The organism is Mesorhizobium sp. RSR380A, assembly GCF_054719385.1.
The window spans coordinates 3,306,922-3,321,921 of record NZ_JBTTIB010000001.1 but is presented as its reverse complement, the minus strand read 5'-3'; the positions used below and the strand labels follow the sequence as shown (position 1 = coordinate 3,321,921).

The 15,000-nt window shown below is 63.7% G+C and carries 11 protein-coding genes; 5 read left to right on the top strand and 6 right to left on the bottom strand.

Annotation, left to right across the window (positions count from 1 at the left end; translation table 11 throughout):
* Positions 1 to 75 precede the first annotated feature (75 nt).
* A complete protein-coding gene (locus ACYG9Z_RS16155) occupies positions 76 to 1,095 on the top strand; it encodes an LLM class flavin-dependent oxidoreductase (protein ID WP_023745836.1) in 1,020 nt (339 codons plus the stop codon).
* A gap of 81 nt (positions 1,096 to 1,176) precedes the next feature.
* Here ACYG9Z_RS16155 and ACYG9Z_RS16150 read toward each other — a convergent pair whose 3' ends face one another.
* The 5 genes from ACYG9Z_RS16150 to ACYG9Z_RS16130 all read right to left on the bottom strand — a co-directional run bounded on the left by ACYG9Z_RS16150 (position 1,177) and on the right by ACYG9Z_RS16130 (position 7,885).
* Positions 1,177 to 2,022 (bottom strand): fumarylacetoacetate hydrolase family protein, encoded by an 846-nt coding sequence (locus tag ACYG9Z_RS16150; protein WP_023752475.1) that lies wholly within the window; start codon positions 2,020 to 2,022, stop codon positions 1,177 to 1,179.
* A gap of 146 nt (positions 2,023 to 2,168) precedes the next feature.
* Positions 2,169 to 2,900 (bottom strand): SDR family oxidoreductase, encoded by a 732-nt coding sequence (locus tag ACYG9Z_RS16145; protein ID WP_023695912.1) that lies wholly within the window; start codon positions 2,898 to 2,900, stop codon positions 2,169 to 2,171.
* Positions 2,901 to 3,192: 292 nt separating this feature from the next.
* The gene (locus tag ACYG9Z_RS16140) at positions 3,193 to 5,565 is read right to left on the bottom strand and encodes an aldehyde dehydrogenase family protein (protein ID WP_023752476.1); all 2,373 of its coding nucleotides are present in this window, start codon (positions 5,563 to 5,565) and stop codon (positions 3,193 to 3,195) included.
* Between the two features lie 225 nt (positions 5,566 to 5,790).
* The gene (deoC, locus tag ACYG9Z_RS16135) at positions 5,791 to 6,840 is read right to left on the bottom strand and encodes a deoxyribose-phosphate aldolase (RefSeq protein WP_031244160.1); all 1,050 of its coding nucleotides are present in this window, start codon (positions 6,838 to 6,840) and stop codon (positions 5,791 to 5,793) included.
* 217 nt (positions 6,841 to 7,057) lie between these two features.
* A complete protein-coding gene (locus tag ACYG9Z_RS16130; protein ID WP_023752478.1) occupies positions 7,058 to 7,885 on the bottom strand; it encodes a ferredoxin--NADP reductase in 828 nt (275 codons plus the stop codon).
* Positions 7,886 to 8,105: 220 nt separating this feature from the next.
* Between ACYG9Z_RS16130 and ACYG9Z_RS16125 the strand changes: the two genes are divergently transcribed.
* Positions 8,106 to 10,190 carry a hydantoinase/oxoprolinase family protein gene (locus tag ACYG9Z_RS16125; protein ID WP_023752479.1) on the top strand — a complete coding sequence of 695 codons (2,085 nt, stop codon included), beginning with the start codon at positions 8,106 to 8,108 and terminating at the stop codon, positions 10,188 to 10,190.
* Between the two features lies 1 nt (position 10,191).
* The gene (locus ACYG9Z_RS16120) at positions 10,192 to 11,874 is read left to right on the top strand and encodes a hydantoinase B/oxoprolinase family protein (RefSeq protein ID WP_023752480.1); all 1,683 of its coding nucleotides are present in this window, start codon (positions 10,192 to 10,194) and stop codon (positions 11,872 to 11,874) included.
* 22 nt (positions 11,875 to 11,896) lie between these two features.
* Here the strand turns inward: ACYG9Z_RS16120 and ACYG9Z_RS16115 are convergent, their stop codons facing one another.
* Complete coding sequence (locus ACYG9Z_RS16115) at positions 11,897 to 12,787, bottom strand: SGNH/GDSL hydrolase family protein (protein ID WP_023752481.1); 891 nt, start codon at positions 12,785 to 12,787, stop codon at positions 11,897 to 11,899.
* A gap of 254 nt (positions 12,788 to 13,041) precedes the next feature.
* Here ACYG9Z_RS16115 and ACYG9Z_RS16110 point away from each other — a divergent pair, with 254 nt between their 5' ends.
* Positions 13,042 to 13,812 carry an ABC transporter substrate-binding protein gene (locus ACYG9Z_RS16110; protein WP_023752482.1) on the top strand — a complete coding sequence of 257 codons (771 nt, stop codon included), beginning with the start codon at positions 13,042 to 13,044 and terminating at the stop codon, positions 13,810 to 13,812.
* Between the two features lie 70 nt (positions 13,813 to 13,882).
* The gene (locus tag ACYG9Z_RS16105; protein ID WP_023752483.1) at positions 13,883 to 14,998 is read left to right on the top strand and encodes an aminomethyltransferase family protein; all 1,116 of its coding nucleotides are present in this window, start codon (positions 13,883 to 13,885) and stop codon (positions 14,996 to 14,998) included.
* Positions 14,999 to 15,000 lie beyond the last annotated feature (2 nt).

The following is a 15,000-nucleotide window of genomic DNA, read 5'->3' as shown; positions in this document are numbered from 1 at the left end:
TTGTGTGAGTGTCGATTGAACCCGATCGCGTGGGCGACGAAGTAGGCAACTGGAATCAAAGAACAGGATGCGCGCATGAAGAAGATCGGCTTTCTTTCCTTCGGCCATTGGTCGCCCTCGTCGCAATCGCAGACGCGCTCGGCGTCCGACGCGCTGCTGCAGTCGATCGACCTGGCCGTCGCCGCCGAGGAGCTGGGCGCGGACGGCGCCTATTTCCGCGTCCATCATTTTGCCCGCCAGCTCGCTTCGCCGTTTCCGCTTCTGGCCGCGGTCGGCGCCCGCACCAGCCGCATCGAGATCGGCACCGCCGTCATCGACATGCGCTATGAGAATCCGCTGTATATGGCCGAGGATGCGGGTGCTGCCGACCTGATCGCCGGTGGCCGGCTGCAGCTTGGCATCAGCCGCGGTTCGCCGGAGCAGGTGATCGACGGCTGGCGCTACTTCGGCTACGTGCCGCAGGACGGCAAAAGCGATGCCGACATGGCGCGCAACCATGCCGAGGTGTTTCTGGACGTGCTGCGCGGCGAAGGTTTCGCGCAACCCAATCCGCGGCCGATGTTCCCCAATCCTCCGGGAATGCTGCGGCTCGAGCCGTTCTCGGCCGGCCTGCGCGACCGGATCTGGTGGGGCGCCGCTACCAACGCGACCGCCGAATGGGCGGGCAAGCTCGGCATGAACCTGCAAAGTTCGACGCTGAAGTTCGATGAGGGCGGCCAGCCGCTCCACATCCAGCAGGCCGAACAGATCCGCGCCTATCGCGCGGCGTGGAAGGCGGCCGACCACACACGCGAGCCGCGCGTGTCGGTCAGCCGCAGCATCTTTGCGCTGGTGAACGACCGCGACCGCGCCTATTTCGGCGGCGGCAGCAGCGAAGATCATTTCGGCTATATCGAGCCTGAGAAGCTTGCCGTCTTCGGCCGCTCCTATGCCGCCGAGCCCGATGTGCTGATCGATCAGCTGAAAGAGGACGAAGCGATCGCCGAGGCCGACACGCTGCTTCTGACCGTCCCCAACCAGCTTGGCGTCGAGTACAACGCCCACGTCATCGAGGCGATCCTGAAGCACGTCGCGCCGGCTCTGGGCTGGCGCTGACAAGAGGCGCCAGCCGCCCGGCAAACAAAGAGATAGACCGTTTCGCCGGCAAACGGTGAAACGCTCTAAGGGCAGAGGCGGCTAGGCATCCGCCTTGAAGGTCTGCTTCTGCTGGCCGAGCCCCTCGATGCCCAGTTCCACCACATCGCCGGGCTTCAGGAACACCGGCGGCTTCATGCCGAGACCGACGCCGGGCGGGGTGCCGGTGGAGATGATGTCGCCAGGATGCAGCGACATGAACTGGCTGAGATAGGAAACGAGATAGGCGACGCCGTAGACCATGGTCCTGGTCGAGCCGTTCTGCATCGTCTTGCCGTTGACCGTCAGCCACATTTTGAGGTTCTGCGGATCGGCAACCTCGTCCTTGGTGACAAGCCACGGCCCGGTCGGACCGAACGTGTCGCAGCTCTTGCCCTTGGTCCACTGGCCCTGGCGCTCGGCCTGGAAGGCTCGCTCGGACACGTCATGGGCAACGGCATAGCCGGCGACATAATCCAGCGCATCGGCCTCGCTGACATATTTGGCTTTTCTGCCGATGACCACGGCGAGTTCAACCTCCCAGTCGGTCTTTTCCGAGCCGCGCGGGATCAGCACATCATCGTCGGGGCCGACAATGGCCGAACTCGCCTTCATGAAGATGATCGGCTCCGGCGGCACGGTGGCGCCGGTTTCGGCGGCATGATCGGAATAATTCAGGCCGATGCAGATGAATTTTCCTGTGCCGGCAACGCAGGCGCCAAGCCTCGGGCTTCCGGGTACGGCCGGCAGCGACTTCGGGTCGAGCTTCGATAGCGCATCGAGCGACGCCGGATCGAGCGCCTTGCCGGCAATGTCGGCGACATGACCCGAAAGATCGCGGATCGTTCCATCCGCATCGAGCAGGCCGGGGCGTTCGCTCCCTATCTCGCCATAGCGCAGCAGTTTCATCTTGCTCTCCAAATTGCGGCCCAAGGCCGTTTTCAACTCACTCTGCCAAAGCGACGAGGACTGGCCGACTCTGGCTAACGGATGCGACCTGGGGCAAGCCGGACTTTAGGACTGGTCGACCCGGAACCTGCGTATCGAGACTATGCTCAGATCGACCAGCCGCCGTCGATATTATAGGCCTGCCCCGAGGTGTACGTGGCGCCGGCGAGGTAGACGGCAAGGTCGGCGATTTCCTCGGGCGTGCCGAGACGGCCCATCGGCTGGCGGGCAATGAAGGCTGCGCGGGCCGCCTCGTAATCGCCCTGCGCATGCATGCGGTCCTGCAGCGACGGACTCTCGACGGTGCCGGGGCAGATGGCGTTGCAGCGAATGCCCTTGGCGACATAGTCCGCGGCAACCGCCTTGGTGAGACCGATCACGGCCGCCTTGGAGACGCCATAGGCAAAGCGGTTGGGCACGCCCTTGCCGGCGCCGGCGACGGACGACATGTTGATGATCGAGCCATCGCCGCGCTCCAGCATGCCGGGCAGTACCGCCCGAATGGTGCGGATCATGGCGCGGACATTGAGGTTGAAGGCGAAGTCGAGATCGGCATCCTTCATCTCGAGGATGGACCCGGAATGGACGAAGCCGGCGCAGTTGAACAGCACGTCGACGCGGCCGATTTCGGCGAAGCCGGATGCCACCGCATCGTCGTTGAGAACGTCGAGCTTGCGGGTCTTGATGCCGGAGGTCTTGGCGAGTTCGGCCAGCAGCGCCTCGTTGATGTCGGTGGCGTGCACGATGGCACCTGCCTTGGCGAAGGCCAATGCGCTCGCTCTGCCGATGCCTTGTGCCGCCGCGGTGACGACAACGACCTTGCCTGCTAGATCCGCCATGCGTTTCTCCTCGCCCTCTTTGGCCACTGCTCGGCCCGATTTACTGCCGGCTGACTGGGGCGTCCTGTGCCAGACAGGCGCGACTATGCGGCCTGCACAATCCATCAGTCCTTAAATAACAAATGTTTTTTCTGGTTAAAGAACACATGTCCAAGCGTCAAGCCCGAACGCGATCACCTTCGCGACGGCTGATGTAATGCACATCGCTTGCTCTGATGCAACAACATGTATGACAACCGGACAACGAGTCACGCTGCCATGGTTCACTCAAGCACAGCGCGCTTCGGCGGCATTAGTCGCCGTATGGCACCCAGACGTTCTTCACTTCGACGGCGCGGCGCAGCAGGGCATCGCCGGCGGCCTCGTCGGACGCCCAGTCGAGGCTGCGGCCGTTGCCGGTCCAGACGCGCTTGAGATTGCCGATGGAATCGGCCTCCGCTTTGGCGCAAGTGTCGGCATCGGCAAACAGCCAGAGCCCGTCGACATCGTCATGCTTGGCCAGCACGCCGGCAAGCTCCGCCGTGCGGCCGGTGACGATGTTGATGGCGCCTGCCGGAACGTCGGAATATTCGATCACCTGGTAGAGATCGGTGGCGAGCAGCGGGTATTTTTCCGACGGCACGGCCACCACCGTGTTGCCCATGGCAAGCGCAGGTGCGATCAGGGAGATCAAGCCGAGCAGCGGCGCGCTGTCCGGGGCGACGATGCCGACGACGCCGACCGGCTCGTGCAAAGCGAGCGTGACGGCGCGGGCCGGTGGCTGATGCACCCTGCCCTCATACTTGTCGGCAAGGCCGGCATAGAGGAACAGGCGCTCGATCGATTGTTCCACTTCCTCCCGCGCGGCCTTGGCGTTGGCGCCGGTCAGTTCGGTCAAGCGTGCGGTAAACTCGCCGGCACGGCCGGACAGATTTTCGGCGAGATAATATAGCACCTGGGAGCGATTGTAGGCGGTCGCCTCCGGCCAGGCCTTGCAGGCGCGGGCGGCGGCAACGGCGTCGCGGATGTCCTTGCGGCTGCCGAGACCGACTTCGCCGGCGAGCTTGCCCTTGGCAGTGGCTATCGCCAGCGAATAATTGCCGTCGGGCCGCACCTGCTTGCCGCCGATGAACAGCTTTGCGGTACGATCGATGGCGCCGCCATCCGATTGCTCGACCGGCTGCGCCGAAGACGCCGTCGGCTTGATCACCGGGCCGAGCGGCAGCTTTGCCGAGAGATACTCGAACATGCCCTCGCGCCCGCCCTCGCGGCCAAAGCCGCTTTCGCGATAGCCGCCGAAGCCGCAGGCGGCGTCGAACATGTTGGTGCCGTTGACCCAGACGACGCCGGCCTTCAGCTGCGGCGCGACATGCAGCGCGAGGTTGATGTTTTCGCTCCACACCGAGGCGGCCAGCCCATAGCGCGTGTTGTTGGCGAGTTCGATCGCTTCCTCGGTGTTGCGGAAGGTCATGGTGGCCAGAACCGGACCGAACACCTCTTCCTGCGCCAGTATGTTTGCCGGCGAAACACCGGTGGCGAGCGTCGGCAGGTGGTAGTAGCCGGAAGACGGCAGCACCGCATCGGGCTGCCAGCAGACGGCGCCCTGCCTGGCGCCTTCGGCGACCAGACCCTTGACGCGGTCGAGCTGTGTGGCGTCGACCAGCGGGCCGATATCGGTGTTCTTGTCGAGCGGGCTGCCGACGCGAAGCCGGCTCATCCTGACCTTGACCTTGGCGATCAAGGCATCGGCAATGCCTTCCTGCACCAGAAGCCGTGACCCGGCGCAGCAGACCTGGCCCTGGTTGAACCAGATGCCGTCGACCAGTCCTTCGACGGCGCTGTCGAGATCGGCGTCCTCGAAGACGATGAAGGCCGACTTGCCGCCGAGCTCCAGAGACAGTTTCTTGCCCGATCCAGCCGTGGCTTTCCTGATGATCTTGCCGACCTCCGAAGAGCCGGTGAAGGCGATCTTCTGGACGCCGGGATGGTTGACGATGGCGACGCCCGCTTCAGGTCCACCCTGGACGATGTTGACGACGCCCTTGGGCACGCCGGCGCGCTCGCAGATCTCGGCAAACAGGATGGCGGTGAGGGGGGTGAATTCGGCCGGCTTCAGCACCACCGTGCAGCCGGCGGCGAGGGCCGGCGCGATCTTCCAGGCCAGCATCAGCAGCGGGAAATTCCACGGAATGATCTGGCCGACGACGCCGACACCCTTGTGGCCTGGGAAATCCTTGTCCAGCGCCTGTGCCCAGCCGGCATGATGGATGAAATGGCGGATGGCCAGCGGCACGTCGATGTCGCGGCTTTCGCGGATCGGCTTGCCGTTGTCGATTGACTCAAGCACTGCGAACAGGCGCTGATGACGCTGCATCGCGCGGCCAATGGCGTAAAGCACTTTTGCGCGCTGGTAGCCCGGGGATGCCGACCATTTCGGTAAGGCCCTGGTGGCTGCGGCGACGGCTGCGTCGATATCGGCGGCGCCGGCATCGGAGATCTTGGCCAGCAGCTTGCCGGATGAGGGTTCGCTGGTCTCGAAGGTCTTGCCGCCGCCTGCTGCCTTCCAGCCGCCGTCGATGAACAGCGCCTTGCCGAAATCGCGTCCGGCAAGCCAGGCATCGGCCTCGGTGCGGGTTTCCGGCGCCGGGCCGTATTCCATGGCGTGATAGCGTTCGAGAATGTTCATGACGCGCTCCAGATAATCGTCTTGGCAGGCGCTCTGTGGCGCCCCCCTCTGTCCTGCCGGACATCTCCCCCACAAGGAGGGAGATTAGCCTTCGCGCCTGTCGGCTCTGAAACGTCGACAATTGGCGAAATCGCCGACGTTAGCCAAACTCCCCCCAAGTGGGGCAGATGTCCGGCAGGACAGAGGGAGGCGCGAAGGAACTCGACGTTCAAGGCCTTCTCCGCCTCACGCCATCGCATGGCGGTGGTTGGCCGAATAATGCCCGGTCAGATGATGCTCGAGCTGGCGCTCGATATCGGTCAGCAGGCTCGAGGCGCCGAAGCGGAACAGGTCTGGCTCCAGCCATGGCCGGCCGAGCTCCTCCTTCATCAGCACCAGCCAGTCGAGCGAAGCCTTGGCTGTAGAGATGCCGCCGGCCGGCTTGAAGCCGATGAGAAAGCCGGTCTCCTCGAAATAGGCTCGGATGGCGCGCACCATGGCGAGGCCGACGGGCAGCGTGGCGTTGACGCTTTCCTTGCCGGTCGAGGTCTTGATGAAATCGGCGCCCGCCATCATCGCCACCATCGAGGCCAGCATGACATTGCGCAGCGTGGCGAGGTCGCCGGTGCCGAGGATAACCTTGAGATGCGCATCGCCGCAGGCTTCGCGCATCGAGACGATCTCGTTGTAGAGCTCCTGCCACTTGGCGCCGAAGACCAGGCCGCGCGGGATGACGACGTCGATCTCGTCCGCGCCGTCGCGCACCGATGCCTCGATCTCCTGCAGGCGGGTCGACAGCGGCGCAAGGCCGTGCGGGAAAGCGGTGGAGACGGCGGCGACATGGATGCCGGCGCCGCGCACGGCATCAACAGCCGTCGCGACGAATGGATGATAGACGCAGACCGCCGCCGGGCGGATTTTTTCGCCCTCGATGCCAAGCCCCTCGACGATGTCGCGGCGGAACGGGTTGATCGCCTTGGCGCACAGGCGGCGGACGCGCTCTTCGGTGTCGTTGGAATTCAGCGTCGTCAAATCCATGCAGGAGACGGCGCGCAGCAGCCATGCCGCCTGGTTGTCGGCCTTGATCGAACGACGCTTGGTCAGGCTGGCGACGCGGCGCTCCAGCGCCGAGCGATTGACCGAGCGCACCGATTCCATGAAGCCGAGATCGAGCCGCATGCCGGTGTTGCGGGCGATGCCATGCGATTGCGGAACGGGCGTGTTGGCTGCGGCACGCGCCGGCAGCGGCGTGACCTTGGACCCGCCGAGATCGGCTTCGCGGATTGTGCTGCTCATCTCCTGCCCTTTCGCTCGACGATTTTACGTCGTGGTGCGTGTCGTTGCTCCCGGACCGCATGGCGGTTTTAGGCGACGCACACCGAAGATAGCCCGTGAAGCATCGCTTCACGAGTCCTTCAAGCGGTCATAGCGGAAAAAGGCGGCGAAAACAGCTGATTTTGACCGCATGGTCAAAATTCCAATAAAGAAGCAGGCGCCGAGGCGCCGGCTGATGTCAGCCGACGAAAGCGCGCTCGACGACGAAGGTCGAGGGATGGCTGAGCGAGCCCTCATGGAAGCCGAGGCTTTCGGCCATTTCCTTGACGTCCTTCAGCATATGCATCGAGCCGCAGATCATGATGCGGTCCGTCTCCGGATTGAGCTTCTCGATGCCGAGGTCGGCGTAGAATTTGCCCGAGCCGATCAGCGCGGTGATGCGGCCCATGCGCGCCGATTCTTCGCGGGTCGTCGAATTGTAGAGGGTGACGCGGCCGCCGGTCAGCTCACCGATCAGCGGATCGTTCTCGAGCGCGGCAAACAGCTCCTGGCCATAGGTCAGTTCGGCATTGTCGCGGCAGGTGTGGGTCAGGATGACCTGATCGAATTTTTCGTAGGTATCGGGGTCGCGCAGAAGGCTGGCGAAGGGCGCAATGCCGGTGCCGGTCGAGATCATGAACAGGCGCTTTGCCGGGGTCAGCGCGTCGACAACCAGCGTGCCGGTCGACTTCTGCCGCATGATGACGGTGTCGCCGACCTGGATCTTCTGCAGTTCGGAGGTCAGCGGACCATCCGGCACCTTGATCGAGAAGAATTCCAGCTCCTCGTCCCAGGCCGGGCTGGCCACCGAATAGGCGCGGTACACCGGCTTTTCGGCATTGGGCAGACCGATCATGACGAACTCGCCGGAGCGGAAGCGCAACGACTGCGGGCGGGTGATGCGGAACGAGAACAGGCGGTCGGTGTAATGCTTCACCGAGACGACGGTTTCGGCATAGACATTGGCCGGAATCGGAAACTGCAGCGGACGGGCGCCGGCTGTGTTGAGTGCGGATGTGGTGTTCATCAAATCCAACTCTGTCTTGCCCACGCCTGTGCGGGCGCCAAACCGTTTCCTGCGCGCCCAGACCATTCAGGTCCCGGCGAGCCGTTCACACACTCCAAAGCAGTGAGCTCTTGTGTCCCAAATTTATTAGTATACAAACGATATTTGTGTCAAGATACCACGCTAAAACAGCTTTCCAAACTGCGGCATATTCGTAGTTCCGCCATTTCGGATTTCGACAATGAAAGAGAATTTTTCGGTGCAACAACCGGATTCCGCGGGCGACGTCGTTGCCGGCATCGATGTCGGCGGAACCTTCACCGACCTCATTTTGATCGACGGCAAAGATGGCGGAAAGGTGCATATCGCCAAGACGCCGACGACGGTCGACAATCAGGCGTTCGGCGTGGTTTCAGCGCTGGGCGCCACAGGCTTTGCCATAGACGGCATCGACCTCATCGTGCATGGCACGACCACCACCACCAATGCGGTGCTGGAACGCAGGCTGGCGAAAACCGGCATGATCACCACGCGCGGTTTTCGCGACGTGATCGAGCTTGGCCGCCGCACACGGCCGCAGCCCTACGGCATGACCGGAAGCTTCGTTCCGATCATCCCGCGCGATCTCCGGCTCGAAGTGTCGGAGCGCGTCGAGGCGTCGGGCGCGGTGCGCACGCCGCTCGACGAGGCCGAGATGCGCGCGGCAGTCAAGGCACTGGTCGACCTCGGCTGCGAGTCCCTGGTCATCCATTTCCTGCATTCCTACGCCAACCCTGGGCATGAGCGGCGCGCCGCCGAAATCGCTGCCGAGCTTTGGCCGAACGGCTACATCACGACTGGCCATGCGCTGCTGTCGGAAGCCCGCGAATTCGAGCGCGGCGTGACCGCCGCGGTCAACGCCTCGGTGCAGCCGATCCTCGAGCGCTATGTCGAGCGGCTGCGCAAGGAATTGGCCGCCAAGGGCTATGCCCGCGACTTCCTGATCATGAACGGCAATGGCGGCATGATCTCGGCCCGTTTCGTCACCAGGGAATCGGCCAAGACCGTGATGTCCGGACCAGCCTCGGGCGTCATTGCCGCGGCCTACACGGGCAAGCGCGCCGGCTTTGAAAACCTCGTCACCTACGACATGGGCGGCACCTCGACCGACGTGGCGCTGATCCGCAATGCGGAGCCCGCCGTCTCCAACGAGATCGAGATCGAATATGCGATGCCGATCCATGTGCCGATGGTGGCGGTGCATACGGTCGGCGCCGGCGGCGGCTCCATCGCCCGCGTCGATGCGGCCGGCCTGATCCAGATCGGCCCGGAAAGTGCCGGCGCCAATCCCGGCCCGATCTGCTACGGCCGCGGCGGCCTGGAGCCGACCATCACCGACGCCAATCTGGTGCTCGGGCGACTGGCGCCGAAAAAACTGCTGGCGGTCGAAAATCCGGTCACCGTCGAGCGCGTCACCGGCATCTTCGAAGACAGAATAGGCAAGGCCACCGGCCTCTCCGGCGTCGAAGCGGCGGGCGCGGTGCTGCGCCTGGGCAACATGAAGATGGCCGGCGCCATCCGCATGGTCTCGGTGTCGCGCGGCCATGATCCGCGTGATTTCGCACTGTTCGCCTTCGGCGGCGCCGGGCCGCTGCATGCAACCGCGCTGGCGCGCGAACTCGGCCTGCCCCGCGTGCTGGTGCCGGCCCGTCCGGGCATCACCAACGCGCTCGGCTGCGTCGTGGCCGATCTGCGCCATGACTTCGTCAACACCATCAACCAGCCGGTCGCCGTGCTTGATGAAGCCCGGCTTCGCGAGGTGCTGGAACGTCACCGCGGGGAAGGCGAGGAACTGATCGGCAAGGAAGCGGTGAAGCCGGAAACGATCCGCGTTACGCACTCCGCCGACATGCAGTTTGTCGGCCAGACCCACATCATCAACGTGCCGTTGCCGTCTTCATCGGTGACAAGGCAGGAGTTGCAGGTGCTGTTCGAAAAAGCCTATTTCGCCCGCTTCAAGGTCGAGTTGCCGGAGATCCGCGCCAATCTGGTCAACCTCAACACGTCGGTGACGGGCGTGCGGCCGGCGATCGACCTGTCACGGCTGATCGACCCGGCCGGACGTACAAAGACGCTAGACGAGGCGCTGCGCGAAACAAGGCCTGTCTGGTACGCAGGACGCTGGCACGATACGCCGATATACGCACGCGAAAAGTTGCCGCCCGATGCCGTCATCGAAGGGCCGGCGATCCTCGAACAGATGGATGCGACCACAGTGCTCGAACCCGGCGACCGCGCAAGATCGGACGCCGACGGCAACATCATCATCGATATCGGCGAGGCCTGAGATGCAAAAGCTCGACGCCATCACGCTTTCGGTCCTGCAGGCAGCCTTGCAGCAGGTCTGCGACGAGATGGATCTCACTTTCTCCCGCGCGGCCTTCTCGCCGGTCATCGCCGAAGCCAATGACCGCTCCGACGGCATCTACTCGGCCGTCGACGGCTCGCTGATCGCACAAGGCAGCCAGGGCCTGCCGGTGTTCGTCGGCGTCATGCAGTATTCGACCAAAACGGTGATCGAGATGATCGCCGACGGCCGCTGCCTGCCCCCGGAACCCGGCGACATCTACATCGTCAACGATCCCTATCTCGGCGGCACGCATCTGATGGACGTGCGCTTCGCCATGCCGGTCTATCGCGACGGCAAGATATTTTGCTGGCTATCGAATACCGGCCACTGGCCCGATATCGGTGGCTCGGTGCCGGGCGGCTTCTCCGCTTCCGCCACAGCCGTCGAGCAGGAAGGCCTGCGGCTGCCGCCGGTCAAGCTGTTCAAGAAGGGCGTGTTGGACACGGAAATCTACGCCATCATCTGCTCCAACATCCGCGTCGCCGACCAGCGCATCGGCGATATAAGGGCGCAGGCCGCCGCATTGCTGATCGGCCAGGACAGGCTCAATGGAATCCTCGATCGTTACGGCGACGAAACTGTTGTCGAGGCGATCGCCGAACTGCGTCGCCGCGCCGCCGAGCAGATGCGCGCCAACATCTCCGCCATTCCCGATGGCACATACAGTTCGAAGGCCTTTGTCGACTCGGACGGCGTGGTCAACGAGCCGCTGACCATCGCGCTCGCCGTCGACAAGCAGGGCGACACGCTGACCTTCGACTTTACCGGCTCGTCAAAACCATGCGCGGGGCCTATGAACAGCGTGCTGGCGACGACCTTGTCGTCGGTCTATCTCGCCATGCGCCATATTTTCCCTGATGTGCCGATCAGCGCCGGCGCTTTCGAGCCGCTGATCGTCAAGCGGCCGGAAGGCACGTTCCTCGACGCCAAATACCCGCGGCCGGTCTCGGGCTGCGCGGCTGAAGTCTCGCAGCGCATCGCCGAGGCGGTGTTCGCGGCGATGGTGCAGGCGCTGCCGGAAAAGGTGACGGCTGCACCCGCCGGCTCCAGCGGCAATTTCGCGCTGGGCGGCAACGATCCGGCGCGCGGCCGCGACTATGTGATGTATCAGATCTCCGGCGGCGGCTATGGCGGCAATTCCGGCCATGACGGCCTGACCAATGGCTGCTCGACCATCGGCATTTCGAAATCGCCGCCGGTCGAGATTATGGAGCAGGCCTTTCCGGTTCTCTACCGCCACTATGCCTTGCGCGAAGGCTCGGGCGGCGCCGGCAAGCAGCGCGGCGGTTTTGGCCTCGCCTATGAGGTCGAGATATTGCGAGGAGAGGCGCGCGCGTCCTTCGTCATGGACCATGGCCGTTTCGGCCCGCAAGGCGCGCTCGGCGGCAAGGACGGCGCGGTGAACACGGTGACCGTGTTCCGCGACGGCGAGGCACATGTGCCGCCGCATCTGTCCAAGGAACAGGACATCGCGCTCAAGGCCGGCGACCGCGTGAGGGTCGGCACGCCCGGGGGCGGCGGCTATGGTGATCCGCGTGAGCGCGACCCGAAACTGGTCGCCGAAGACATCAGGCTTGGTTACTACACGGATGAACAAGCCAAAGAGCTGTTCGGAACCTGACAGCCGACAGGCCCGAGCCGCATCAGGTCTGCAGCTTGGCCTTCAGCGCATCGGCGAATTTCTGCGCGATCTTCTTGAAGCCGGCGGGATCGGGATGCAGTTCGTTGGCCCAGTCGGCCACCTTCAACGTTCCCTGCGTGTCGACCAGATGGAAATTGTTGCTGGGCTCGTCGGCCAGGCGCTTCACCACATCGCGGAACGCCGCCAGCGCGTCGTGGACGATGACCGTGCCCTTGGCGACCGTCCAGTTGCAGAAATCGAGCGACGGTTTCAGCCACGGGCCGACACAGGACGGATGCGCTCCGTTCGGGATCGGAAAATCATAGCAATGGCCAAAGATCGGCACGCCTGGCGCGACGCGGTCGCGCAGCGCGAATAAATCGAGATAGCAGGCCTCGACCATGCCGAGCGCCTTGGTGAAGCGGTTCTTGTTCAGCCCGGGGGCGTGGCCGTCATTGAAGTCGAGGAAGATGCAGAACTGGTCGCCGGCAATGTCGTTGCCACCGGCAGAGAACAGGATGGCATCGGGCTTGCCGTCCAGCCAGTTGGCCTTGTTGCGCAGGGCGGCGATCATGCGCTGCTGCTTGGGCAGCGACATCTCGTCGGTCGCCGCATCGCCATGATGGGCAAGGTTGAGGATGGTCGGCGGCATCGAGCCGATGCGTCGCAGCTGCGCGATCACATCGGTGTCGACGAACGGAAAGCCGTTACCGGTGAGCGGATAGTCGAACCAGGAATCGCCCTGCGCCAGCATCACCAGCGGCCGGTTGGCGACGGCCGCCTCGAGATTGCCGGCGCTTTCCCTTGCGGTTTCGAGCCGCTCGATGTTGGCTTGGTGAACCCTGATGCGCTTGGCGATGTCGTCGTCGATGCGCCGTTGCGCGGCTTCCTGCACGAATTCCTGCTGGTCCATCCCCAGGTCCCTCCCATGACCGCCTATGTCCGGCTGAGCATGCGCCGATGTCCATGATCGGTCTGTAATTTAGATCACAGTAAGATTCCTGGGGAAGGACGGCTTGCCGCGCCGTGATCGCCGCAGAGCATGTCGTTTCCGTCTCCGTGGGGCCTGCAAAACACCATAGACTTCTATCCTTGTTTTCGCGCAATTCCGGACGGGAAACCGCCAACACCTTCCCTGGAATTGCTTAGTCAACGGAGATCAGGAACATGCGTCTTTTCGGTCGTTTCGTGCTTGCCGCTTCCGCCGCCCTGCTGCTTGGGACCGGTGCTGCCTCCGCCGAGAAACTCAGGATCGGGACCGAGGGCGCCTATCCGCCCTTCAACTATGCCAATTCGGACGGCACGCTGGGCGGCTTCGACATCGACCTCGGCAAGGCGCTGTGTGCCGAGATGAAGGCCGAGTGCGAATTCTCCGTACAGGATTTCGATGGTTCCATTCCGGCGCTGCAGGCCGGCAAGTTCGACGCCATCATCAACATCACCATCACGCCGGAACGGGCCGAGAAGGTCGAGTTCACCCACAAATATTACCAGACGCCGCCGGCCATCGCCGTGCCGAAGGATTCGACCATCGTCGGCACATCGCCGGACGATCTGAAGGGCAAGGTGCTGGGCGTGCAGAGCGCAACCATCCACCAGAATTTCGCCGAGCAGAAATACTCCGGCTCGACCGTGAAAGCCTATCCGACGGGCGACGACGCCCGCACCGACATGGCCAATGGCCGGCTCGACGCGATGATGGACGGCTCGATCATCCTGACCGAATGGCTGAAGAAGCCCGATGGCGCCTGCTGCAAATTGCTCGGCACGCTGACCGCCGATCCGGCCATTCACGGCCCCGGCGTCGGCATCGCCCTGCAAAAGGGCAACAAGGAACTGGCCGACAAGTTCAATGCCGCCATCGACGCCCTGCGTGCCAGCGGCAAGTACAAGGAAATCAACGACAAATACTTCTCGTTCGACGTCTACGGAAGTTAACCCCTTCACCGCTCCTACCTCGGCAGCGCCATCAGGCGCTGCCGTTTTCATGAGATGACGGAGAAGTTTCTTGGTTGAGCGGCGCTCCCCTTTCTACACCAGCATCGTTGGCCTCGGCGCCGCGATGGGCCGGGTCGGCGGCGACTTCGTCTCGGCCAAAACTTATTCCGGCATCGCCGACGAGCATCTGAACACGCGCAAGAATGTCGGCGTGCAGGATCTCAGCACCATGGGCAAGATGGACATCAAGGGGGCGGAAGCCGAGGCGCTGGTCAACCACATCATCGTCAACGATGCGGCCGCGATGAGCCCCGGCCAGGTGCGCTATTCCACCGTCTGCCGCGACGATGGCGGCATCATGGACGACCTCACCGTGTTCCGGCTGGCGCCTGAGCATTTCATGCTGGTGACCGGCTCGGTCAACCGGCTGAAGATGCTGCCCTGGCTGCAACATCATGCTGAAGCGCGAAAGGCCTATGTCACCGACATCACGGCGGCCGTCGCCTTTCCGACGATACAGGGGCCGCGTTCACGCGAGCTGCTGAAAGCACTGGTTTCGGATGCCGATCTCGATGAGTTGAAACGCTGGGCGTTCACTTCAGGGCGCGTCGGCGAGACCAAAGTCCTGATCTCACGCACCGGGGTGACCGGCGAGCTCGGCTTCGAACTGTTCGTGCCGGCGGACGAGGCCACTTCCGTCTGGGACGCGCTGATGCGGACCGGTAGCGATTTCGGCCTGAAGCCATACGGCGTGCTGGCCATGTTCACGCTCGGGCTGGAAAAGGCCTATCCGGCGCATGGCATCGACATGGACGAGAGCCGTACGCCCTTCCATGTCGGGCTCGATCGCTGGATCAAGTTCGACAAGGGCGAGTTCATCGGCCGCGAGGCATTGCTCACAATTCGCGGCAAGGGGCTCGACGAACGCTGGACCGGGCTGATTCTCGACGGTGACAAGCCGGCCGCGGCGGATGCCAGGGTTTTCGCCGACGGCGAGGATGCCGGCGTCGTCACCTACAGCGATCACGGCTATTCCTTAGGCAAAGTTCTGGCGACGGCGCATTTGCGGCTGCCGTTCACCGCCATCGGAACCGAGCTCAGCATCGACATCGACGGCAAGCCGACACGGGCGGTGGTGGCGCCGATCCCGTTCTTCGATCCCGAAGGCGCGAGGCTGCGCGCCTGATT